Source organism: Microbacterium sp. HA-8 (assembly GCF_046111165.1).
Classification (GTDB): domain Bacteria; phylum Actinomycetota; class Actinomycetes; order Actinomycetales; family Microbacteriaceae; genus Microbacterium.
Window position 1 is genome coordinate 1,942,468 of sequence record NZ_CP162025.1, and the last position, 22,984, is coordinate 1,965,451.

The 22,984-nt window shown below is 64.4% G+C and carries 19 protein-coding genes; 9 read left to right on the top strand and 10 right to left on the bottom strand.

Annotation, left to right across the window (positions count from 1 at the left end):
* Positions 1 to 33 precede the first annotated feature (33 nt).
* Positions 34 to 3,138: a type I restriction endonuclease subunit R gene (locus AB2L57_RS09260; RefSeq protein WP_409046901.1), complete on the bottom strand. Its 3,105-nt coding sequence runs from the start codon at positions 3,136 to 3,138 to the stop codon at positions 34 to 36.
* Positions 3,139 to 3,186: 48 nt separating this feature from the next.
* Here AB2L57_RS09260 and AB2L57_RS09265 point away from each other — a divergent pair, with 48 nt between their 5' ends.
* Together AB2L57_RS09265 and AB2L57_RS09270 are read left to right on the top strand one after the other, a co-directional pair.
* Positions 3,187 to 3,864 carry a DUF433 domain-containing protein gene (locus AB2L57_RS09265; protein ID WP_409046902.1) on the top strand — a complete coding sequence of 226 codons (678 nt, stop codon included), beginning with the start codon at positions 3,187 to 3,189 and terminating at the stop codon, positions 3,862 to 3,864.
* 58 nt (positions 3,865 to 3,922) lie between these two features.
* A complete protein-coding gene (locus tag AB2L57_RS09270; protein WP_409048607.1) occupies positions 3,923 to 4,276 on the top strand; it encodes a hypothetical protein in 354 nt (117 codons plus the stop codon).
* A gap of 16 nt (positions 4,277 to 4,292) precedes the next feature.
* Here AB2L57_RS09270 and AB2L57_RS09275 read toward each other — a convergent pair whose 3' ends face one another.
* A complete protein-coding gene (locus AB2L57_RS09275) occupies positions 4,293 to 5,525 on the bottom strand; it encodes a restriction endonuclease subunit S (protein WP_409046903.1) in 1,233 nt (410 codons plus the stop codon).
* Positions 5,522 to 7,573 carry an N-6 DNA methylase gene (locus AB2L57_RS09280; protein WP_409046904.1) on the bottom strand — a complete coding sequence of 684 codons (2,052 nt, stop codon included), beginning with the start codon at positions 7,571 to 7,573 and terminating at the stop codon, positions 5,522 to 5,524. The genes AB2L57_RS09275 and AB2L57_RS09280 overlap by 4 nt, the downstream gene beginning before the upstream one ends.
* A gap of 157 nt (positions 7,574 to 7,730) precedes the next feature.
* On the opposite strand from AB2L57_RS09280, the gene AB2L57_RS09285 reads away from it, so the two are divergent.
* Complete coding sequence (locus tag AB2L57_RS09285; RefSeq protein ID WP_409046905.1) at positions 7,731 to 9,053, top strand: hypothetical protein; 1,323 nt, start codon at positions 7,731 to 7,733, stop codon at positions 9,051 to 9,053.
* Between the two features lie 67 nt (positions 9,054 to 9,120).
* On the opposite strand, the gene AB2L57_RS09290 is transcribed toward AB2L57_RS09285, so the two are convergent.
* The 3 genes from AB2L57_RS09290 to AB2L57_RS09300 are packed head-to-tail and all read right to left on the bottom strand — an operon-like array spanning position 9,121 to position 12,455.
* The gene (locus tag AB2L57_RS09290; protein WP_409046906.1) at positions 9,121 to 10,029 is read right to left on the bottom strand and encodes an FRG domain-containing protein; all 909 of its coding nucleotides are present in this window, start codon (positions 10,027 to 10,029) and stop codon (positions 9,121 to 9,123) included.
* Between the two features lie 39 nt (positions 10,030 to 10,068).
* A complete protein-coding gene (locus tag AB2L57_RS09295) occupies positions 10,069 to 11,541 on the bottom strand; it encodes an ADP-ribosylglycohydrolase family protein (protein WP_409046907.1) in 1,473 nt (490 codons plus the stop codon).
* Positions 11,542 to 11,561: 20 nt separating this feature from the next.
* Positions 11,562 to 12,455 carry an ARPP-1 family domain-containing protein gene (locus AB2L57_RS09300; protein WP_409046908.1) on the bottom strand — a complete coding sequence of 298 codons (894 nt, stop codon included), beginning with the start codon at positions 12,453 to 12,455 and terminating at the stop codon, positions 11,562 to 11,564.
* Positions 12,456 to 12,537: 82 nt separating this feature from the next.
* Here AB2L57_RS09300 and AB2L57_RS09305 point away from each other — a divergent pair, with 82 nt between their 5' ends.
* Positions 12,538 to 13,188 (top strand): NUDIX hydrolase, encoded by a 651-nt coding sequence (locus tag AB2L57_RS09305; RefSeq protein WP_409046909.1) that lies wholly within the window; start codon positions 12,538 to 12,540, stop codon positions 13,186 to 13,188.
* Between the two features lie 247 nt (positions 13,189 to 13,435).
* On the opposite strand, the gene AB2L57_RS09310 is transcribed toward AB2L57_RS09305, so the two are convergent.
* Positions 13,436 to 14,683 carry an IS256 family transposase gene (locus AB2L57_RS09310; RefSeq protein ID WP_409046910.1) on the bottom strand — a complete coding sequence of 416 codons (1,248 nt, stop codon included), beginning with the start codon at positions 14,681 to 14,683 and terminating at the stop codon, positions 13,436 to 13,438.
* Positions 14,684 to 15,145: 462 nt separating this feature from the next.
* Between AB2L57_RS09310 and AB2L57_RS09315 the strand changes: the two genes are divergently transcribed.
* The 4 genes from AB2L57_RS09315 to istB all read left to right on the top strand — a co-directional run bounded on the left by AB2L57_RS09315 (position 15,146) and on the right by istB (position 18,771).
* Complete coding sequence (locus AB2L57_RS09315; RefSeq protein WP_409046911.1) at positions 15,146 to 15,358, top strand: helix-turn-helix transcriptional regulator; 213 nt, start codon at positions 15,146 to 15,148, stop codon at positions 15,356 to 15,358.
* Positions 15,351 to 16,532 carry a hypothetical protein gene (locus AB2L57_RS09320; protein WP_409046912.1) on the top strand — a complete coding sequence of 394 codons (1,182 nt, stop codon included), beginning with the start codon at positions 15,351 to 15,353 and terminating at the stop codon, positions 16,530 to 16,532. The genes AB2L57_RS09315 and AB2L57_RS09320 overlap by 8 nt, the downstream gene beginning before the upstream one ends.
* A 239-nt stretch (positions 16,533 to 16,771) precedes the next feature.
* Entirely contained in the window at positions 16,772 to 17,980 is a 1,209-nt protein-coding gene (istA, locus tag AB2L57_RS09325) for an IS21 family transposase (protein ID WP_409046890.1), read from the top strand.
* The gene (gene istB / locus AB2L57_RS09330) at positions 17,980 to 18,771 is read left to right on the top strand and encodes an IS21-like element helper ATPase IstB (RefSeq protein WP_409046913.1); all 792 of its coding nucleotides are present in this window, start codon (positions 17,980 to 17,982) and stop codon (positions 18,769 to 18,771) included. The genes istA and istB overlap by 1 nt, the downstream gene beginning before the upstream one ends.
* A gap of 123 nt (positions 18,772 to 18,894) precedes the next feature.
* On the opposite strand, the gene AB2L57_RS09335 is transcribed toward istB, so the two are convergent.
* From AB2L57_RS09335 to AB2L57_RS09345, 3 genes are all read right to left on the bottom strand, one after another.
* A complete protein-coding gene (locus AB2L57_RS09335) occupies positions 18,895 to 20,736 on the bottom strand; it encodes a hypothetical protein (RefSeq protein ID WP_409046914.1) in 1,842 nt (613 codons plus the stop codon).
* A 329-nt stretch (positions 20,737 to 21,065) separates the two neighbouring features.
* Complete coding sequence (locus tag AB2L57_RS09340; RefSeq protein ID WP_409046915.1) at positions 21,066 to 21,524, bottom strand: hypothetical protein; 459 nt, start codon at positions 21,522 to 21,524, stop codon at positions 21,066 to 21,068.
* Between the two features lie 149 nt (positions 21,525 to 21,673).
* Positions 21,674 to 22,069 (bottom strand): hypothetical protein, encoded by a 396-nt coding sequence (locus AB2L57_RS09345; protein WP_409046916.1) that lies wholly within the window; start codon positions 22,067 to 22,069, stop codon positions 21,674 to 21,676.
* Positions 22,070 to 22,398: 329 nt separating this feature from the next.
* On the opposite strand from AB2L57_RS09345, the gene AB2L57_RS09350 reads away from it, so the two are divergent.
* A complete protein-coding gene (locus tag AB2L57_RS09350) occupies positions 22,399 to 22,929 on the top strand; it encodes a hypothetical protein (RefSeq protein ID WP_409046917.1) in 531 nt (176 codons plus the stop codon).
* Positions 22,930 to 22,984 lie beyond the last annotated feature (55 nt).

A 22,984-nucleotide genomic window follows, 5' to 3' on the forward strand; every position in this document is an offset into this window, starting at 1 on the left:
GGATCCGTAGCCCTGGTCCCCACTGTCCCAGATCTACTCCCCAGGCACGCCCTTGCCCTTGAGGTACTCGTACAACATTGCAGGCAGGGCCTTGCTCAACTCGCCAAACAGGCCGGAGTCCTCCAGGAGATCATCGATGAACGCGGGCGTCTCGTCCCGCACCTCCACGACTGCCTTGGTGAATGCCTTCGGGAGCGCCGGTGACTCGGCGAACTGCTGCGGAGTGTTGACTTCGGCTTGCTTGGCGAGGTTGTAGTCGAGGGCGAGCTTGCCGACGATATGGTTCATGGTGATGTCGATGACGCCCACGCCGTATCTGTCGCCGAGGCGCTCATTGAGTGTCTGAATAATCTCCTCGAGGGCGCTGCGGTGCTTCTCGTGAATTGCTCCCGAACCGATGGCTGCAATCGGGTCCAGGCTCTGCCCCTGCTCGAGCTTCAACTGCGCCGACTCGCCCGCGCTGATGTTGTATCCGACGAGTTGCACGAGCGTGATATCCACCGGTTCCACGTAAGTCGCGGTCGACAACTGCGGCAGGATCCGGCGGAAGAAGTAGTGCCGGCGGGGGAAGTCGGTATCTTCGAGGTTGCGGGCTTGGGAGATGAAGTCGTAGAACTTCACGAACTGTCCGACGTCCGACTTGAACAGCTTCAGCTCGTCCTGCTCGGTCTTGTCGTCGTCGAGAACGGCCGCGACCCACCGCTTCTGGAACCGGTCCACCGCAGGTGCGGTCGCCGCCGACACCTTCGAGTTCGCGTTCGTCCCGCCAGCGAGGGCGGCATCGAATGCCTGCTCGACCTCGCTCATCGTGTAGATCCCGGACGAGTCGAGCTTCGTCACCAGGTCCAGGATCAGGTTCGGGTCGGTCGTCGCGGTGAGCGTCGCCTTCCGGTAGTAGGGGAGGAACGCATCGAGCACGTCCGTCGGTTCGTTTACGAAGTCGAGGACGAACGTCTTCTCCTTGCCCGGGAATGTGCGGTTCAGCCGGGACAGGGTCTGTACCGCCTGCACCCCGCCGAGATTCTTGTCGACATACACCGCGACCAGCCGTGGCTGATCGAACCCGGTCTGGAACTTCTCCGCCACGATCATGACGTTGTAGGTCCCCGGCTTGAACGCCTCCGCGAGGTCCGACTGCACTCCCGGGTTCTGTGTCCGCTCGGTGAGCCCCTCGCCCAGGAGTTCGGGGTCATCCACTGTGCCCGAGAAAGCGACCAGCGACCGCACTCCTGTCAGGCCAGTGCCTGCAATGTAGTCGTCGAGGTACTTCTTCCAGCGCACCGCTTCCAGACGAGACCCCGTAACGACCATCGCCTTCGCCTTCCCATCGAGCAGCGGCTGCACGAACGTCCGGAAGTGGTCAACGACGATCTTCGCCTTCTGACTGATGTTCGTCGAATGCAACCGCACGTACCGGACGAGCGCTTTCACCGCGGTGGACTCATCGACCTCACTGTCACCGTCGTAATCGGCGCCGGGATGCTGCAGCTTCCACGCCACCTTGTAGGGGGTGTAGTTCTGCAGCACGTCGAGGATGAACCCTTCCTCGATGGCCTGCTGCATCGAGTACAGATCAAACGGCTCCGGAAGATCCCCACCCTCGGGCACCCGTCCGAACAGCTCCAACGTCTTCGCCTTCGGTGTGGCCGTGAACGCGAAGTAGGAGATGTTCGGTGCCGACGCGGTCACTTCCATCGCCCACTGCAGATACACCTCAGAATCGACCGGCGCGCCCTCCGCTACCGCCGCCTGCTCGGCCGGGGACAACACCTTCGTCAACGCTCCCGCAGTCGATCCCGTCTGCGACGAATGAGCCTCATCCGCGACAACGGCATACCGACGCCCCTGCAACTCCGGCAACGTCTGGATCGCGGTGATCATCGCCTCGAACGACTGGATCGTCACAATCACGATGTTCTTGCCACCGGTCAACGCAGCAGAAAGCTGCTTCGACTTCGACTCACCACCATCCTTGGTGATCGACTGCACCACACCGGCCTGCTTCTCGAACTGTGCGATTGCGTCCTGCAACTGCTTATCCAGCACCGTCCGGTCCGTAACAACCAAGACCGTGTCGAACACCCGCTCGTTCTGCTCATCGTGCAACTGCGACAGCCGATGCGCGAGCCACGAGATCGAGTTCGTCTTCCCAGACCCCGCCGAATGCTGCACCAAGTACCGATTCCCTGGCCCTTCAATCCGTGCCGCCTCGACCAGCCGGCTCACCGCCCGCCACTGGTGGTAGCGCGGGAACAGGACCTTCTCGGCGCGCGTCTTCTTCCCCGTGTCTGGATTGACATCGGTTTCGATCTGCAGGTGGACGAACGAGCCCAGCAGTTGCAGCCAGGTGTCGCGCTGCAGGGTCTCTTCCCAGAAGTACGACGAGGCCGACCCGTTCGGGTTTGGCGGGTTACCCGCACCCTCGTCGTGACCCTTGTTGAACGGCAGGAACCGCGTCGCCGCACCGGCGAGCTTCGTCGTCATTTGCACCGCACTATTCGAGACCACGAAATGCACCAGCGACCGCTTCGCGAACGCGAACAACGGCTCACCCGCGGGGTTCCGGTCGAACTGATACTGCGCAACCGCGTTGCTGATCGACTGCGTGAAGTCCGTCTTCAACTCAACCGTCGCCACCGGAATGCCATTCACGAACAGCACCAGATCCAGCGCCTTGTTCGGGTGCTTCTTCGAGTAATGCACCTGACGCATCACCCGCACCCGCATCTTCGCGTACGCCTCGACCGTGTCCGGATTGTTCGTCGTCGCCGGTCGGAACTGCGCCAACTTGAACTTCACCGCACCGCCCTGCAACGGCACCATCGAGAAGCCCTCATGCAGAATCCGGATCGTCCCGCCATTCTTCAGCGGATCGTTGTCTAGCGCGTTCGCCAGACGGTTCAGGATGCTGTGCGCCGCCTCCTCGCGCTGAGCCTCGGTGTCGCCGGGACGCACGACCTTCGCGTACTCCACCGGCTGCGAGTCGGCGAGCCAGCCGAGCACATCCTCGGAGAACAGCGCGAACTCACGGTCATAGCCGGCATCGGCCGGCGAGTAAAGCCACCCGTTCGCCGCGAGATGTTCAGCGATCTCGTTCTCCAGCACCGACTCCAGATGCGCCCCCGCGATGCCTGTCATGCCCAGAGCCTATCGACCCGTGTAGGTCGCGCGGGTTACGCTGTTTGCATGCAAACGGTGCCTTCGGTCGACTCGGCTTACAGCACGCCGATCTACTCGCAGAGCGAGGCGGCCCGCATCATCCAGGCGCCAGCGAGCTCATTCGGCCGATGGGCTCAGGGCCACCGGTTCAAGCAACGGCAGGCAGGCGAATGGGGGTGGAGCCCCGCCCTGCTGACCGGCGTGCGCCCCGGTCGCGGCATCACTGTGCCGTTCAATGCATTGGCAGAGGGATTCATCATCGAGGCCTTCCGCCGAGCCGGACTGCCTCTGGCGCGTATCCGCCCTGCGGTCGACGTGCTCCGCAACGAGATCGGCCTAGAGAATGCGCTGCTCAGCGAGCGGCTGATGACCGACGGCGCAGAGATTCTCTATCGCAATGGCGAGGGCGACCTGGTTGTCGTGCGCAATCACCAAGGTGTTTTCAAAGAGGTTGTCAGCGAGTATCTGAAGAGCATCAGCTACAGCGACGGGTTCGTCAACGTGATCCACCTGCCGACCTTTGAGGTAGTCGACGTCGTGGTCGACCCGCACCGCAACTCGGGGCAGCCGACCATCGACCGTCTCGGTGTCCGTGTAGAGGACGTGATAAGCCGAGTCAGAGCCGGGGAACGTGTCGCTGAAGTCGCTGAAGACTTCGGCCTGCAGCCGAACGAGATCCGGTCGCTCATCGTACAGGCCGCGTGACGTGACTTCTCCGCGATACCTCCTCGACAGGTCACTCGGCGGTCGCAAACTGGTCACCGTGCTGCGCGACGAGGGGTGGGATGCTGTCACCCTCGCCGAGCATTTCGGGGATACGCGAGCGCAGAGGATGGCTGACGAGGAGTGGATCGGGGAAGGCACACTCGCAGGATTCGTCCTGATTGCCAAGGATCATCGCGTCGCGACCAGGCCCCTTCAAGCCCGCGCGATCTATATGCACGACGCGCGCGTCTTCGCTTTCGCCCGCGGCGATGTCACGGCCGATGAGATGGCCGGCCTGTGTCTTGCGCACGCGGAGGCAATCCATCGCGTCGCGACCGTGCACCCACCGTTTGTGTTCTCGCTCGCTCAGCACGGTCTGCGCCGGAAGCATCTCAACTGGCCGGTGAAGTAGTTTGCACGCGGCACCGTCACACGCAGGGGGCGATGTCAATCTTCCCCGTCACCGCCGCCGAGATCAGCGCGGCGCGACGCTCGCGCGCAAGCCCGATTCCTCGCGTTGCGGACGAAACTGCCTTATCGATCCCTGCGGTTTGATCCGCGATGCGGTCAGCAATCGCACGCTGCTCTTCGAGCGGAGGCACGACGACGGGAAGTCGCAGAAACGCCTCCGGGTAGAGACGAAGTCGCGAGTCGGTGATCCCTCTCGAGAAGACCGACATCTTCGCAACGTATGGCGCCGATCTGTAGATGTAGTCGAAATACCGGGGTTCGTAAGGCAGGTCACCAATACGGCGATAGACGCCGTACGCCGGACTCGCGATTCCTGGGGCACTGGCAACACCGAGCGCACCCATCCACGCCCACATCGTGTTGATGACGAGGTCGCCTGAGTGCACGAGTTTGTACCCGACGGTCGATTCCGCCTCGAACATCGTCACGTTTTTTTCCGACCGAGGCGTGACTCCCGTGATGTGAGAAACCGTGAGCAGTTCGCCCCCGCCGTCCTCGGAAAGCCCGGCACGCTCGCGGAATAGCTGCTTGTTGCGCACTCGCAACCAATGCTGCGGCGCCTGCGGTAGTGCCTCTCCGACAGCCGCGGGCGTCGCGTCGTCACCGAGCCCCGACCACACCATGCCGTTTATCGCGACCGTGCGGCGCTCGGTGAGGAGGGCGATCAGTTCCTCGTTCTTCGCGATGAACGCGTCGATCTGCGCCGTTTCCCGATCCAGATAGTCTGCAATCGCCCGCTGGTGATCAGCGCTGTGAGCGGGAACACGTATCGCTCGCACGCTTCCCGCCGCGAGGTGTTTGACAGTCGTGGACCACGTCAGATCGTTGATCTCTTTGAGGTGTGTCGGAAGAGCGTAAGCGAGGTACCGCGAGTCAACTCCTCGGTGTGGGCGGAGGAGGCACACGCGCTGGTTTAGCGCGGCTTCGCCTCGATTCCAGAGCACGGAGTTGAAGTCACCGTCCATTCCGATCAGTACGTCGCCGTCCCGAACGAGCGCGAAGCGAGGGACCTTCTCTCTGGGTACGAAGGTCTCAAAGGTAGGCGTGGTGAGATCGCGGATGCGGACAAGCGGCACCTCTGCGTCCGAACTGAAATCTGCTGAGTCGAATGGATGCCCATTGACCAGAGTGGCGAGCTGCGAGATGCGGTGACGGGGCTCGGTGCCTTCGAGCTCATGGTTGGCGCTCAATGCTCGACCTTGTCGAGCATTGAGCGGAGTTCGTCCATGACGGCCTCGAGGTCGCGGTCGATCTCTTCGAGCAGGCGCGGCGGTACGTATTGGTAGAAGTGGCGCGTGAAGGGGATCTCAGCGCCTTCCTTGGTCTTCGTGTGATCGATCCATGCGTCGGGTGCGTAGGGGAGGACTTCGCGAGTGACGTAGGCCTGGACATCCTCGTCCCAGGGCACGTTCTCGATGTCGCGGAGCGAGCCATCCGGCTCGGGATTGCCCTTGGTGTCGGTGCAGGTGTCGGCGGTGTCGTCCTGTTCGCCGAGCTCGGCGGTCACGGTCTTCAGCACCGGTGTGGGGAGCGCGAGGCCCTCGGTCTTCGCGGCATCTTTCAGCGCCTCCTGGAACTCGGTGCGGTTGCGCCAGATGGAGGGCGTTTCGTCTCGCTGGGCTCGCTCAACGTCCGAGGGGGTGGCGAGCCGCTCGAGGGTGCGGCGGAGGGCTACGGCATCCTTCTCGCTCAGCTTCTGGATCGCTTTGGCTTCGAACACGGCGTCGATGCGCTCGGGGGTGGCCTGCCAGTTGAGCTTGAGGGGCCGTTCGACGGTGATGGTGCGGTAGAGGAAGTCTTCGTTGCGGAAGATCTTCGAGTGCTCGCCGTTCTCGAATCCGGCGTACAGGCCGACGATGGTCTCAATGTTGGTCGGGGAGAGTTCGTTGCGCTTGGAGCCGAGACCCTTGCGGAGCTTGGTGAACATCTCTCGGCCGTCAATGAGCTGCACGCGGCCCTTGCGGTCGTTTTCCTTGCGGTTGGTGAGCACCCAGATGTACGTGGAGATGCCGGTGTTGTAGAACATATCCTTCGGCAGCCCGATGATCGCTTCGACGAGGTCGTTGTCGAGCAACCACTTGCGGATGTTCGACTCCCCGCCGCCAGCACCGCCGGAGAACAGGGGTGACCCGTTGAGGACTATCGCCATGCGTGAGCCGCCGTCTTCGGACTTGCGCATCTTCGACACGAGGTGCAGCAAGAACAGCATCGCCCCATCGCTGACGGAGGGTGTGCCGGGTCCGAAGCGACCGTTGAAGCCGAGCTTGGTGTGCTCGTCGTCGACGACCATCCGCTGGTCTTTCCAATCGACGCCGAAGGGCGGGTTGGAGAGCCCGTAGTCGAACTTCTTGTCGTCGAACGCGTCTTCAGTGAGGGTATCGCCGAGCGCGATGTTGTCGACGTCCTGGCCCTTGATGACCATGTCAGCCTTGCAGATCGCGTACGAGGAATCGTTGTAGTCCTGCCCATACAGACTCAGCTGAATGCCCGGGTTCATCCTCCGCAGGTACTCATCCGCGACCGACAGCATCCCGCCGGTGCCCGCGGTCGGGTCGTAGATGGATCGGACCACGCCGGACTTGGAGAGGGCGTTGTCGTCGAGCGCGAACAGCAGCTGCACCATCAGTGCGATGACCTCGCGCGGCGTGTAGTGATCGCCCGCGGTTTCATTGGAGCGCTCATTCGCCCACCGGATCAGTTCTTCGAAGATGAGACCCATTTGGAAGTTGCTGACCGTGCGGGGATGGAAGTCGGCCTGCGCGAACTTTTCGGTCACCGCGAACAACTTGTTCTTCTCCGCCAGCTTGTTCAGTGACTTGTCGAATTCGAACCGGTCGAAGATGTCACGCACGTTCTGCGAAAACCCGGCCAGGTAGGACGAGAGGTTTACCCGGAGGTCCTGCGGGTCGGCGACGAGCTTGGCGAGGTCGAAGGGCGACGTGTTGTAGAACTGGTGGCCCGATGCTGCGGTGAACTTGATCTCCTGCAGCTTCTCTGGAAGATTCGCGGTGCTCTTCGCGACGTCGAGCACTTCGGCTTTCGTATCGGCAAGGACTGCGTCGAGCCGGCGGAGCACAGTGAAAGGCAGAACCACCGAGCCGTACTCGGACGGCTTGAACGGTCCACGCAATGACTCGGCGATGTTCCAGATGAAGTTGACGTGGTTCACCACGGGTGGGCTCTCCTGATGTAACGGTCGTAGTAATGCCAGGATCGGCGTTTTCCCATCCTGGTGCATCAGACCGACACGCGAGGGTTGCCATTCCCGAGCGGCAGGGTTCCGTCACGCCGCGAGATAAGCCCGGAGCCACCCGGTGTATGTCGGCCCCCCCGGTACTCTCAAGAAGAAGGCGCTCGACGGTGTGAAATGCATCCCGCGGGCTGAAGGAGTCACTATGGGGAGCGAGATCGAGCTCGTGAGCGACGGCGACAGTCTGGCCGTCATCGGTGATCGGACGGATGTCGAGCGGTTCTTCCTCGCGACCGGCCTTGACCAGGCGTCGTCTCGGGAGCTTGACCTGCATCGTCTCTGGTCCTTCTCGGGCACGGCAGGCGCCGCCACACAGGTCGGTGCAGACGTCGCGACCAACTCTGGGCGGTGGGTGAAGCTCACTGCGGAGTCGGCCGAAGCGGTCAAGATGTTCGGACTGATGCCCACGAATACTCCGGGCGTAGACCACGCCATGATCGGCAATCCCGGCGATATCAAACGGTGGCTCCAGATCGCGCAGGCCCCGTCCGTGCTACTCAGCGGACCGTTCGCCGTGGCGGCCCTGTCCACGATGATGCAACAACGCGCGATGCAGCAGCAGATGGATGAGATCGTCGACTATCTCCAAGAGATCAACGAGAAGGTCGACGACATCCTGCGTGGACAGAAGGACGCCGTGCTCGCAGACATGATCGGCGTCGACCTCGTCATCGAGGAAGCCCTGACCGTGCGGGATCAGGTCGGGCGCGTCTCCGAGGTCACCTGGTCGAAGGTGCAGGGGACAGGGATGACACTCGCGCGCACACAGGCCTACGCGCTCCGACAGCTCGACGCGATCGCCGAGAAGCTCGAAAAGAAAGCGGACCTCGGCGAGATCGCGAAGGCAACCAAGGACGCTGAGCCGAAGGTCCGGGAATGGCTCGCGGTCATTGCCCGAACCTTTCAGCTCCAGGAAGGGTTCTCGGTGCTCGAACTCGAGCGCGTGCTCGACTCCGCGCCCGAGGAACTGGACAACCATCGACTTGGGCTGAGTTCAGCCCGCCAGAACCGGCTCGCACTCATCGGCCGCAGCACGGCACGTCTGTTGACGCAGATGGACGAGACAGTGCAGCGGGCGAACACCAAGGTGCTGCTGAACCCTTTCGACGCACCTGCGGCCGTGAAGTCGAGCAATCACGTCGCGGCCGGTCTCCACGACTTCCGCGGACGTCTCGGCCTTGAACCGGGCTCCGAGTCGAAGGACGCGAAGCGCTGGAGTGAGGCCGCCACGGAAGCTCGAGACAAAGTGCTCGCGACCGCATCCGAAGGCGTTACCGCGGCGGGACGCTTCGGGTCAGCAACCGTCGACCGGGCAACCGAGGCCTTCCGAGCCGTCGATATCGACGGCGACGGCATCCCGGACAAGCCGCGAGCAGCGGCTGCCGCTGAGGAGGCCGGCGATGCGATCAAGGGCGCCGCTGTCGGTGTCGCCGATGCCTTCGGGACCCTCTTCAAACGCAAGCGCTAGCGAGAGGTCGTATCGCACCAGCACCATGCTGTAGGCCAGGGGTTGGCGGTCGGTATTGCCCGACGACTCAGATGAGTTGCTCGGGCCACCGTTTCACGTACTCCGCCATGCCCTCGATGTCGGCGTAGACCGTAGCGAAGCGGTATCCGAAGCGCTCCTCCAGCTGCTCACGGATCTCGCTCTTGGCGCCCGGACTGATGCGGTACGTGAACACCGGCGCTTTCTTCGGCAGTCGGTCCTCGCCGACGTGTGCGAGGCGCATCGGCACTGAGGCGAAGCGTCGGAGTTCGGCGGCCGCCCAGATCGAACGCCCGTCGGGCCGTGTGCGACCCGATTCCAGCGCATCGATCGGCGCTCCGTCGAGGATGAAGGCGGCATTCTGCGCCGGTATGCGGTCGTGGAGCGCGGGCGGACGCCAGATCTTGCGACCCAGGCCCGTACCCCAGTTCACCCGACGCCTGCTCGTCTCGTCGGTCAGCCGATGCCACCGTGGTGTGTTCGAGTTCCAATTCGTGTTCAGCTGGAGCGGCCTGTTGCTGTCGGTGAAGACCAGCAGACGCGCCGGATCCTCATCGTTGATCGGGTCTCGCGCGACCGCGAACCAAGCGGCGATGAGCGGATTGAACGTGACGTCCAGCAGTCTCGTGGGCACTCCCACGTGCTGCATCTGGGCGAAGAGTTGGAGCGCAGGTATGCCGTCGAGCCGCCACTCGATGCGCGCCAGGTGGAGGAGGCGCTTCTCAGCTGCCACCAAGTCGTCCTCGGTCGGCGGGCGATCCAGCTGGGTAGTGAGTGCCCGATCCAGGGAGCTCCGGAGCCCCCAGCGGGCGTTGGCATGGCCGCGCCATACGAAGCGTTCGTTCGAATAGGTCGACGTCAGCCTGTTGACTTCTTGCTGGAATGTCTCCCAGCTGTCGATCCATCCCTCCCATGGCGCAAAGAGGTCGGTCGCGTCAGGCTCGCCCATGGAGGTCATGCGCCGATCCTGTCAGAACTCGGGCGGGTGGCGTCCGAATCAGGACGGTGCCACCCGCAGCAGCGCCTCACGGAACGCGACCCGAGGGTTCGCTCCGGGCAGCGCCACGAGCACGTCGGCGAGCGCCTTCTCCGCGTCGATCCCGAGATGCCGCACTGCATAGGCTGCAGCGACGGTGGGCGTGCGACTGTGCGCCTCGACGCAATGCAGAAGGACGACGCGTCGCTCGCTCCGCAGAACAGCGACGGCGTCGGCCGCGTGGCGCAGCGCTCCGTCGACGTCGAGGTTGTCGTCCGAATCGAGGATCCAGATCACGGCGCGATCAGAGCGGCGGACCGCCGAGGCATCCGAAACGCCCACCCGAGACAGCGACACCACGGCGTCGACGCCCTCGGGCAGGGTGTCGAGGGCGCGAAGGTCACCGAGCCAGACTCCTGCGTCGTGCGGGTGCCGCACGACCGGATGGCGCACGATACCGCGCACCTCTCGCTCGGTCGCGACTCCCGATCCCACGAAGCCTGCGTCCAGGTCAGCGGAGATGTCGGCGCGCCCGCTGTTGAAGGCGAGGCTCGCGAATCCCACGAGGTCGTCGTAACCCCAACCCGGCCATCCGTGCAGGCGGCGCTGCCAGGCGAACGGAATCGCCGACACGCCGTGCCGTGCCCCGGCCAACGCGCCCGCGATCGCGGCAACCGTGTCGGTGTCGTTGCCGCAGCGTACGGCGCGCTCGAGGGTGTCGACCAGTCCGTCGCCTCGAACGATCGCCGACCACGCCGCCTGCAGCGCCGCGACGACCCATCCGTTGGAGCCGGGGATGTCGCGCGGCTCCAGCGACTCGGCCACGTCGATGCGGGCGTGCCAGCGCTCGCGACGGTTCGCGGGGAGCGTGTCGATGGGACCGCGAATGTCGAGTTCGCCCGTGATGATCACCTGCCTGATCGCCAGCGACCAGATCACGCAGGCGTCGCCGGCGTCTTCTTCGACGTGCGTGAGGTCGCTGACGGCACGTGCCGCGGCGGCGAGACCGCGCGGGTCTTCGAGGTAGGCGAGAGCCAGGGGACCGGTCCGCATCAGCGACCCGTTGCCTCCCGACCTTCCGGTCGAATCGTGAACTTCACGTGCCGCGGTCCGCGCAAGCTCGGCCAGTGCCGCGTCGGACACCGCGTCGCCGGCGGCGCGGCGCACCCGGTCCAGCACCTTGCGGGTCTGGATGCCGACGTCCTTGGCGTCCGTCGACCACGTCAGCCACGCCCGCACCAATGCGCCGAGGGTAGCGTCATCGCCGAAATTGAGCCGCCTCGCCGCCGCATGCAGGATGGGCATCGCCATGGAAGTATCGTCGGTCCATTCGCCGAGTCCCCAGCCGCCGCCCGCTTTGAGGACGACGAGTGTCGAATCGGGCAGTGAGGGTTTGAACTCGTACGGGGCGCCCAGGGCATCGCCGCACGCGGACGCGATGACGGCGCCGACAGCGCGGTTGCGATGGTGGGATTGATTCGTGTGTGAGGGCATGGTTTCTCCGATCGTTCGGTTCACGCGCGTTGAAGTACGGCGTGCGTGCGGTTGTAGGCGGTCGCGTGCATCAGCCCGCGGCGACGGCCCTCGGCATCTGTCACCCAGTCCGTCGTGATCGCCGTGCGCTCGTCTGCCGCGGCGATTGTTCGGATGCGCGGCGTGCGGCGTTCGTCACGACGGGGCACGGAGGCCATGCGCGCCGCGAAGGCGCGTGCCTTGAAGGACGGCGTCGCCACGGGGGACATGTGCGCCGCGTCGAGCACGGCGGCGTCGACGATTCCTCGCCACCGCGAGCGCAACCCGCGGGCGCTGCCGAAGATCTCGCACGCGACGATGCGACCTGCGATACCGAACATCACGCCGCGCTGTCCGTCGATCGGACGGATCTGCTTGGCGGGGTGCGCCGCGGGCGTTCGCGCACGGTCGAGATGGGTCACGAGGTCGCTGCTGACCGTCGCGCCGAAGGTTTGCTCGAAGCGCTGGACCCGATCCCAGACCTCGCCCTGATCGGCCAGGCGCGACGTTCCGAGATGCCGCCCGTAGCGCACGGAATGGCTCGCACGAAGGGAGGATGCCTCGTGTCGGGCGGACCCCGACCAGCGACCCTGTTCGACGCAGCGCACCGGCATCACTGCTGATTGTTCCGGATCAAGCAGCATCGCCGAGGCCGCCATTCGGTTCTGCTGGCCCCCGACGAAAAGGTCCCCGTCGAGGATCGGTAGGGGAGCGGCGCCGGTGTTGCGGACGACCAGCTCGGGCACGGATGCCGAGCCAGCGCGTTCCGAGACATCCAGGTGAGTGCGTCCCCAGTCGAGGCCCGGCGTGCCAGCACCGTCGACCCAAATCGGAAAGACGGTGAGCGACTCGAGCTGCGTGCCCGAGCCGACGTGAAGGTGCGGAATGAAAGTCATGTGGTCTCCCAGGTGCAACCGATATTTGCGCGATAAGCGCGCATATGTAAGTTAGCGCGGAAAACGCGATAATGTCAATCACATGGTGGAACCAAGATCTGATCTCGGGCTGACCGGCTATCCCAGACCCTCCGTCGCGGTCGACAGTGCGGTACTCACGGTGCCCCCCGGCGGGCCGCTCTCGGTCGTGCTGACGCATGACCCGTCGGGGGACTGGCGTCTGCCCGGCACGTTCCTGCACGAGGGAGAGCGGCTGGCGGATGCCGTCGCCCGATCGCTCCGCGCGAAGACCGGGTTGACCGGGATCGAACCCCGGCAGCTCGAGGTCTTCGACGATCCGCAACGCGACGATCGTGGCTGGGTGCTGTCGGTGGCGCACATGGTGGCGGTGCCGCACGACACGGTTCGCCATGTCGGACTCCCGGGTTCGCCGGATGCGGCAGTCCGTCCCGTGGCCACAGTCGGACGACTTTCTTTCGATCACAACGCGATCCTCGACATGGCGGTCGATCGTGTTGCCCGTGAATACCGGCGGCGACCCGATCCATTCGGGATGCTGGGTCATGCGTTCACACTCCGTGAGCTTCAGCAGCTGCACGAGGCGGTCACAGGGAAAAAATGGCACCGCGACGCATTCCGGCGCCTGATGCAGGACCAGTTGCGACCGACGGGGGAGCAATCGTCGGGGTCGGTAGGCCGGCCCGCGGCGTCGTTCACCACGACGGAGAAATGAGACTGCCCACCGTCGGCCGGTAGCGCCGTGCGGTAGCCACTACACCGACTTTGTCGCTTCAGGTCGTCCGCGAGCGACGCGTACTGCGGGCGCAGTTCGGGGCGATGGCGCGTCCTCGAGCGATGTGTTGTTCGGCGTTTGCGCGTGACATAACTCCACACCTAGCCATCGGTGCGCAAGTACTCTCAGCTTCCTAGGGTCAAGCCCCAATGCGTGGTGTAGCCGTTGGTGATCCTTCTTCTGGTTGTTAGGCGCTGAGTTCGAGGATGGGGTCGGTGTTCACCTCGGTTCCGGTGTCGGGGACGAGGGTGAGGCGGCTTTTGGCGAGGATCTCGAGCCCGAGGTAGCGGCGGCCTTCGACCCATTCGTCGGTTTGCTCGGCGAGGACGGCGCCGACGAGACGGATGATCGCGTCGCGATTGGGGAAGATGCCCACGGAGTCGGTGCGGCGACGGATCTCCCTGTTGAGGCGCTCGTTGGGATTGTTGGACCAGATCTGCTGCCAGAGCCCGTCGGGGAACTGCGTGAACGCGAGGATGTCCGCTCTCGCGGTGTCGAGGTGCGCGAACGCGTCGGGGAGCTTCTCCTCGACGTAGTCCAGCAATCGCTCGAACTGGGCGTTGACGCTGGCTGCGTCGGGCTGGTCGTAGACGGAGTGCAGCATCGCTTTGACCGCCGGCCACATGCTCTTCGGGCAGACGCTCATCAGGTTCGCCGCGTAATGCGTGCGGCATCTCTGCCAGACAGCTCCGGGCAGGTTCGCCGCGATCGCTTCCACGAGCCCAGCGTGGGCGTCACTGGTGACGAGGCGGACCCCGCCGAGCCCTCGGGCGACGAGGTCAGCGAAGAACGAGTTCCACGCAGCTCCCGTCTCGCTGGTCGCGACGCGCAGTCCGAGGACTTCGCGGTGCCCGTCGCCGTTCACGCCGGTCGCGACGAGCACAACCGCGTTGATCACCCGGCCGCCCTCACGGACTTTCATCGTGAGCGCGTCGGCGGCGACGAACGTGAACGGGCCGGCGTCGTCGAGCGGGCGGTGGCGGAACTGGTCGACGTGTTCGTCGAGGTCTGCCGCCATCCGGGACACCTGCGACTTCGACAGGCTGTGGATCCCCAGGGTCTTCACGAGCTTGTCCATCCGGCGGGTCGAGACCCCGGCGAGGTAGCAGTCCGCGACGACGGTGATCAGCGCGGTCTCTGCCCGTTTGCGGCGCTCGAGCAACCATTCCGGGAAGTACGTGCCCTGGCGCAGCTTCGGGATCGCGACGTCGATCGTCCCGACGCGGGTGTCGAGGTCGCGGTGGCGGTAGCCGTTGCGTTGCGCGGTGCGGTCGGGGCTGGGCTTTCCCCATTCCGCGCCCACGACGGCATCTGCGTCGGCGGAGAGGAGCGCGTTGATCGTGGCCTGCAGCAGGCTGCGCATCAGATCGGGCGACGCGTCGGTCAGGGCTTCAGCGAGCACGCTCGCAGGGTCGACAATATGAAGTGCGGTCATCGTGATGATGCCTTTCGAGTGGAGGTAAGAGACTTCTCGAAGGATCACACGGTGACCGCGCTTACGTCAGGAACGACGAGCCGGCCACCGCGAGCTACACCACGCTACGGGGCACTACTCTTCCTAGCTTCCTAGCTTCCTAGCTTCCTAGCTTCCTAGCTTCCTAGCTTCCTAGCTTCCTAGCTTCCTAGCTTCCTAGCTTCCTAGCTTCCTAGCTTCCTAGCTTCCTAGCTTCCTAGCTTCGGTCTTCGTCGCCATGTCTCCGGATCCCGTACCAAGCGCTGACTCGCGTCAGGATGGACGTCTTCCCTCGCCCAATGAGTGGGGAGACAGCGGAAGGCGCGCAACTCCCGTGACTCCGAAGTCGGAGAGTGTCATTTAGCTGCGATCAGCACAAAGACCTGGCACGACGGTCGGCCTGGGTAGTGACGCTGATTGCAGGAGACCGCGCATAGGGACCCTATGACTACATTTACTGCGACCAATCGTCCGTTCACTTTGCCGGAGCTATTCACACAGAATGACATCGCTCACGCCTTTGGGTTGAGCCCCCGCACGCTCGAAGATTGGCGGGTCAGTGGCAACGGGCCGCCGTACCTCAAGCTCTCCTATCGCTGTGTGCGGTATGAACTCGCTGCGGTGGAGAATTGGCTGCGAGGTGCGCGACGTGGCTAGGCCGCAGCTCGCCCCCGGCACGATGGGGAAAGCAAGCCTGCGTCAACGGGGGACCACGTGGCAGGCGCGAGCGAAGGCACGCACCTACGGCGGAGACCTCATTCAGCTCACCGCGACTGGCTCCACCGAATCCGAAGCTGTCGCCGAACTCGAACGTCAGCTCCGTGGCGCAACGGTATTCATGAGCGCGGACCTTTCGGAGAACTCGACCGTGAGTCAGGCCATTGACGCCTGGCTTGAGGGGCGGCGAGCAGCCGTCGTGACGGGCGCTCTCAAGCCTCAGTCCTACGAGAAATACGTGAGCACATCCAAGGCGGTGAAGAAGCTGGTTGGAGCGTTGCCTCTGCACCAGGCTGGTCCTGCGCGTGTTCTCCCTCTCATCGAGCGCATAACCCTCGCTCATGGACCTGCTCGCGGCCGCAGCTTCCGCGTCGTTCTGCAGGGTGCGTTCTCAACCGCCGTTTCTCGCGAGGCAATGACCCGTAACCCGCTGACCGACGCCCCAAGCATTCGCAGCACGCGCCAAATCGACAGCTGGCTGTCGAAGGACCAGTTCCTTGCCATGCGAGCCAGCATCATCGCTTGGGGTGGCAGGTCGAGTCGCCGCAGCGATTGGGAGAAACTACTCGCCCTCGTTGACACGGCGATGGGCACCTCGATGCGCATCGGCGAGGTGCTTGCGTTGCGTCCCATGGACCTAGCCCTTGACGGCGCTCAGCCCTCGGCCGAGCTGACGGGGACAATCGTCGAAGTAGAGGGCAGGCTTGTTCGGCAGAATGTCCCGAAACGTCATGGTCAAGAGCGGATAATCCCACTCCCTACCGTCGTCGCGACGACGCTCCGAGCACTCACGGCGCGGGCCGAAGCTCCGGAGTCGCTCATCTTTGGGACCCGGACGGGAGCGCCGGAGGGAAATCCCGGCAGGCTCCTTGCCTCGTGGCGCAAGTCCGGCGAGGGCCGGGCGTGGATAGAAAGCGTTGGCATCCCACCCGAGCAGGTGACCTTCAAGTTGATGAGGAGAAGCGCGGCAGCGCTCGTGCGCCGCGACCTCGGGCTCGCTGCTGCTCAGGCGCTACTGGGACACCGTTACGAAAGCACCACTGAAGGGTCCTACACCCCCATGCCGATGGTGGACCCGACCACTGCGAAGACGCTCACCAAGATGTGGGAGTAGCCTGAGCGCGGTTGGCCCGGGCGCTCTGTCCCGGGCCAACCTCACCAGCGGTGCGCGCGACTCAATGAGCGACGTCCACCGAGGCGCCGGTCTGGCGAAACTCTCTTCCAGAGCTTGGTCTGCAATGCCTGAAACTTTTCCAGCTGCTACTGCGATGCCGAGTGAAGCACGACCTGTCGACGGCGCTCGAAAACTGGACAGTAGCGGCGCTTGAAAAGTGAACACTCAACGATTGGAGAGTGATCACTTTGGAGGACTGGGCGTTGATCCGGAGGCTGGCCGGCGAGGGCGTGCCGAAGGCGCATATTGCTGAGCGGTTGGGTATCTCGAGGACCACGGTCATCAAGGCGGTGAACTCGGAATCGCCGCCTCACTATGAGCGGACAGCGGCGCCGACGTCGTTCACACCGTTCGAGTCGCGGGTGCGTGCGTTGCTGCTGGAGACGCCGACGATGCCGGCGACGGTGCTCGCGGAGCGGGTCGGGTGGACGGGCTCGATCCGGTGGTTCCGTGACAACGTGAAGCGGTTGCGGCCCGAGCAGCAGCGTCTCGATCCCGCGGATCGGATCACGTGGGCGGCGGGGGACGCGGCGCAGTGCGATCTGTGGTTCCCGCCGAAGAAGATCCCGCTCGAGGACGGGACAGCGAAGCTGTTGCCGGTGCTGGTGATCACCCCGGCGCATTGCCGGTTCACGACGGGAGTGATGATCCCGACGCGGAAGACCGAGGATCTGCTGCTCGGGACCTGGCAGCTGATCGAGCAGCTCGGCCGGGTTCCGCGTCGGCTGATCTGGGACAACGAGCCCGGCATCGGGCGAGGACGCCGTCACGCGGACGGAGTCGACACGTTCATGGGAACCCTCGCGACCAAGCTCGTGCTGCTGCCGCCGCGAGATCCGGAATCGAAAGGGATCGTGGAACGCCGCAACGGTTGGTTCGAGACATCGTTCATGCCGGGCCGGTCATTCGCCTCGCCCGCGGACTTCAACGAGCAGTTCACCGACTGGCTCGGAGTCGCCAACCAGCGGAGGGTGCGCACCCTGGCCACCTCTCCGATCTCGCTGCTGCCTGCGGATCTGGCGGCGATGTTGCCGTTGCCGCCGATCCCGTTGCATCTGGGCTGGCGGAACCGGATCCGGCTCGGCCGCGACTACTACGTCCGCATCGACACGAACGACTACTCCGTCGACCCGCGCGCGATCGGCAGGATCGTCGAGGTCACCGCGGACCTGGACCGGGTCCGCGTCCGCCTCGATGGACGGATCATCGCCGACCACACCCGTGTCTGGGCGCGAGGAATGGTGATCACCGACCCCGCGCATCGAGAAGCTGCGGCCGTCCTACGACGCGAGTTCCAGCAGCCGCGACTTGTTCCAGTCGGCGACGATCTGAGTCGGGATCTCGCGGACTACGACCGCGCGTTCGGGCTCGTCGAGGGGAGCAACTGATGGCCGGCAAGACCGACGTCGCGAAGCAGATCACCTATCTCGCCGGCGCACTCAAGGCACCCCGGATCACGGAGGCCGCAGCCCGGATGGCGGACCAAGCACGCGACGCCGGGTGGTCGTTCGAGGACTACCTCGCCGCCGTCCTCGAACGCGAAGTGAGCGCCCGCAACGCTTCCGGCGCGGAGCTACGGATCAAAGCGGCCGGGTTCCCGAGCCGGAAGACCCTCGAGGACTTCGACTGGGACGCGCAACCAGCCACTCGGCAGCAGATCGCGGCGCTCGCTTCGGGAGGGTTCCTCCTCGAAGCGCAGAACGTGGTCCTGCTCGGCCCTCCCGGAACCGGGAAGACCCACCTCGCGACCGCGCTCGGGATCGTCGCTGCCCGCCACGGGCACCGGGTGTTGTTCGCGACTGCGACGGACTGGGTCACCCGCCTCACCGACGCACACCGGCAAGGAAACCTCCCCCGAGAGCTCACCCGGCTGCGCCGCTACGGGCTGATCATCGTCGACGAAGTCGGCTACCTCCCGTTCGAACAAGACGCCGCCAACCTGTTCTTCCAGCTGGTCTCGTCACGCTACGAACACGCGTCACTGATCCTGACCTCGAACCTGCCGTTCTCCAGCTGGGGCGGCGTCTTCGGCGACCAAGCCGTCGCCGCCGCGATGATCGACCGCATCGTTCACCACGCCGACGTCCTCACCCTCAAAGGCGCCAGCTACCGACTCCGCGGCAGAGGCATCGACAGCCTCCCCAGCATCCGCACCACCACCGACGAAACACCTAGCTAGACTGCCCGCAACCGTTCACTTTTCGAGCGCCGAAAGTGACCAGGATTCACCCGCCGCCGACACGACCGGCGCGCATCGCGTGCGGCGTTAGAAACAGGTGCGCCAGCTTGGGTGCGCCCGACACTAGCTGGACCCTTCGTTGTTCCATATCTCTCGCCAAGAGAGGCCAGTACGCAGTAGTTCCCGGGTGTCCTTCTCGCTTTCGATCTGCTGTCGCAGCTGCTTACCCAGAGACTGGCCGGCCGCGAATGCGCGGAGCGCGAACGTCACCGCGACCGTGGCGCGCGTTTCACCGAAAGCGAGCACCGATCGAATAGTCGCTGCCGTCACAGGGTTACCGTGGGCGATAGCGTTGCGGGCTCGGCGATGTCGGTCGTCGAGCCGTTCGAGTCGATCGGCGTGCTCTCCAGCAAGGCGTAAGTAGTGCCTGGGATCTGTCAGTCCGCGTAACAGCCGTCGGAGTCCAAGCCGCTCCACTCGAGTCATCGTCAGCGCGAGTATCTGAGGTTGCGCGTTGGCAAGCTCAATTAGGTTCACCGTGCCGGGGCCGGAATGCGACTCGAGCCTGCCGCGAATCACCTCAGCGAAGCGTGGGGCGGTGGAGTACTTGAGCAGCGCATCAACCATGGCTATGGTCTCGTCAAGCCATTGGCTATATGGAAGGAGCGCGCGGAGGTCCTCCATCAGTTGCTGCGGCGGGATATCGGCCGTGGCGGCGACGCGCTCAAACGCTTGGTCTCGAAGGATTAGCGCTGTGCGTTCATGAATCTTTTGCGCCGCACCAAGGCTTGACTCCCGCGAACTTTCGAGGCGAGCTTCCGACAGAAGTCTCACCGATTCGCGCAGATCATGGGGGATCACCCCGGGCCCGAGCACGCCATCAATTTGGGGAAGCCATTCGTCCAAACCGCTTCGTGTTTGTCCGATGCCCATCCAGTCGACGAAAGCATGCCGCCGAGGAAGTGAGTGTGAGTACGCGACGCCGCGGCCCTCGGTGCGCAAGACGGCTGGCCCTACGCGGCGCCAACGGATGCCGTCTGCCCATGTGGACGCGATCGCGAGTACAGCATCGACGTCGGCTTCGGCATCATTAAGCCCGCCCCTCCACTGGCGGCGACCGAGGTCTACCCGCGCGATAACGCTCGGGGGCGCCTCCTCGCCGATTGCCCACCACGATTCACGCTCGCGCTCCGTGATTGCCGCGTGAAGCTCCTCCTGGTGCGGCAGTTGACCCCTGGGCGCGGCCGCTGCTGTCGGGCCGCAGTTTTGGGCGTTGTAGAAGGTGATGTGTCCAACAGTGGTAACTGGCCCGCTCACTTGCGCATGGTCGTAGCGCAGCCAGGCGACACAGTCGCTGACGTGCGCTTCTCGCAAGATGACTTCAAGTGCATTAGCCACTCGCGTAGCAGCTGAATCTTCCTGATCGCGTATTGCATCTTCGGGTAGAGCCCAGCTCGGGTCACCGCGAAGACACTGAACGGCGTCGCGCAATCGCTCTTCGGCATCACCGAAACGCAGAGCGAGGCATGCCTCGAGTGACCGCACTCGCGACGCCACTGTACGGAGGTCGAGACTTGGAACCGTCGACGCATCCTCTAGGTCCTGCCAGGCCGCGCGAGAGACTTCTGGAGTACCCAGCCGGTCGCGGATGGAATCGAGTACCTCGGAGATCTGACCGGCTGTCCCTCCCGCCAGCTTCGAAAGCGAGCGCAGTTCGCGAGCGACGTGAGCACGACACCTCGGCCCGAGGTCGGAGAGGCTCCATTCGAGATCACGTTGAAGGCTGGCGCGATTGCGAACCCAGTGTTCCTGATCGCTCCTGTCCTTCCAGCCACTGATCTGCTCGATGGAGTCAGATAGAAGCAGCGGGCCATCAGACATGCGGTCGCTGAGGAGATCGGCGAGTGCCTCGGCACCATCTACCAACGCAGCGGGATCGGCAGGATTCGTCAGGTTGATTCCCACCTTCCGAGAATGTCGTGTGAGGCCCACGATTCGCTGACGACGCGCGGCAGAATCGCCGCGAAGTTCGACTGCTGCTGATATTTATCGGCGAACCGTTCGTCTGCGGCGATGCGCGTAGCGCGAGCCCGGTACCGTTGGCGCGTGACCCTCCCCAAACCGACGGTCCGAGTGACTGATGGGAGGTCATGACGTGAGCGTGGCCTGCGGCGTCGGGGAAGGCGGCGAATCCCGTCTTTCTCCAACCCAGTGAGTCGCCGTGAGGGTTCGTTCGGTAGGCAGTCGCCGGCGGCTACCGGAGTCGGGCAGCCGCCGGACACGAAATGCGTCGACTATGAGTACCGCCCGCCGGTGCGCCTGTCGAACGCTGCGCGGTTCTCTTCGTCGGTGCCCGGGCGGTCGAAGATTTCGATGAGGCGGGCGACGACGTACCCTCCGCCGATGATGAGTCGGAAGTCGGGGACCAGCGGGGACGCACCTGGCTTGCGGGTCTGCATCGCGTCGTGGATGGCTTCGTAGTCGGGTGCGTCCTTGACCGCTACGAGGACGGTGGACCAGAGCAGGCCGGTGAGCGCGAGTTCCGGTGAGATGCCCTCGAGCGAGAAGCCGTTGGCCACGGACCACTGCGTGATGACTTCCGCGGCGCCTGAGGTGTCGCCGTCCGTGATGCTGAGCACGAGGCTCTCGTCGTCGAAGACGCGGGTGTCTGTGTCGCCGTGGAAGCGATACCAGGCAGGGACCCCGTCGACCAGGCTGAGGAGCTGGGAGGAGAACAAGAGAGCGATAGACATGATGTGGTTCCATTCGTCGGTGCCGCGACTGGGTGCGCAGCGATAACTCCTCTATGCGCGGTGCCATCGCCGGGAGCGACCCATCGGCGCCGGCACCGATACGGTCAGCCACGTCTCCCCTCGAACGGGTCGCTCCCTCCGGGGCAGATTCACACGATGTCGAGCATCGCGATGTCCTTCAGGGCGACCGCGTCCCGAAGCCCGATGAGCCGGATCAGTTCGCCCTGGTCGAAGTCGTGGTCGTCTGCGGCGGTGAGCGCGATTTCCGCGATGGCCTCCGCGATGGTGTGGGGGCGGTCGGCGTCGAAGTTCCTCGAGAGGGCGGGGAGTGTGTAGTGCACGGTGACGGGGAGTTCTGTGAGATCGCTCGTCAGCTTCGCGACGAAGTTCAGTACGTAGCTGTCCTCCTCGGTCAGCGTGAAAATTCCGCTGACCTGGTGGGTCGCAGCGGCTGCGGTGGAGGCGCCCAGCAGTTCCGCCCCCATCCAGCTGCGTACGGGGGCCTCGGTTGAGAGACGGAGTGGGGTGTTGAAGGGAATGCTCATGATCTGAACCTCGATGGTGTGGTGGTGAAGGTGTTCAGCGGGGCTGGTTGCTCCCGCTACCCAGACATGCGCGGTCCAGATCCGAAACGTCGTCACTGTCGGGATCCGACGCTGAGCCCCGGCGCCATTCTCTGAACGAGGGACAGCAGGGCGGACGAGGCCGTGATCGGTCTCGTATGGACGCTGACATTCAGATGTCGTCGCGTCGCGCCGACCCGCATCGGGAACAGCGCCTTTGGCTTCGTGTCGCACTTTTGATGTGGAGACCGTGCATGGGGGTGTTACCAGGCCGAAGCGATCAGCATCGGCCGCAACGAAAGAAGCCATTCATGAACAGGCATGCCAACTCTCACAACATCCTCGTCGTCACCGAAGTCAAGAGCGACCTGCCGCGTTGCTGGACCCGTCTCCCCGGGTCCGGCCCGACCACCGTCGTTGGACACGACCTCCTGCTCAGCGCCCGCGACCTGCTCGACATCAACGCGCTCCTCAAACAACGGCTACTGGACGAGTGGGCGACGAACATGGGCTTCTCGCTGGCGGGAATCAGCCATCGAGAAGCCTGGGGGAAGATGCTCCGTGGTGTCGCCATCGATGCCTGCTTCGCTGCCGCCGGCGACCCCGAGCCGCGTGAAATTGGCGGGCTCCTCTTCGACCAGGTCCGCGACATCGTCACGTTCAAGCGCGCTCCGCGCATGCTTCCGGACCTCCTCGTGCACATGGAGGGCGGCTGCGTCGCGAGCGTCCTCATCGACACGTTCGATGGCCCGCTCAGGGGACGTGACCCCCGTCCGCACATCAACCGGCGGCTTGGAGGCCTGACGGAGGAAATGATGAAGTGGTGGCCCGCATGGCGTTGAGCTAGCGGCTCAGCCCATGAGACTTGGCGGCAAGCGGTTCAAGCGCCGCTTGCCG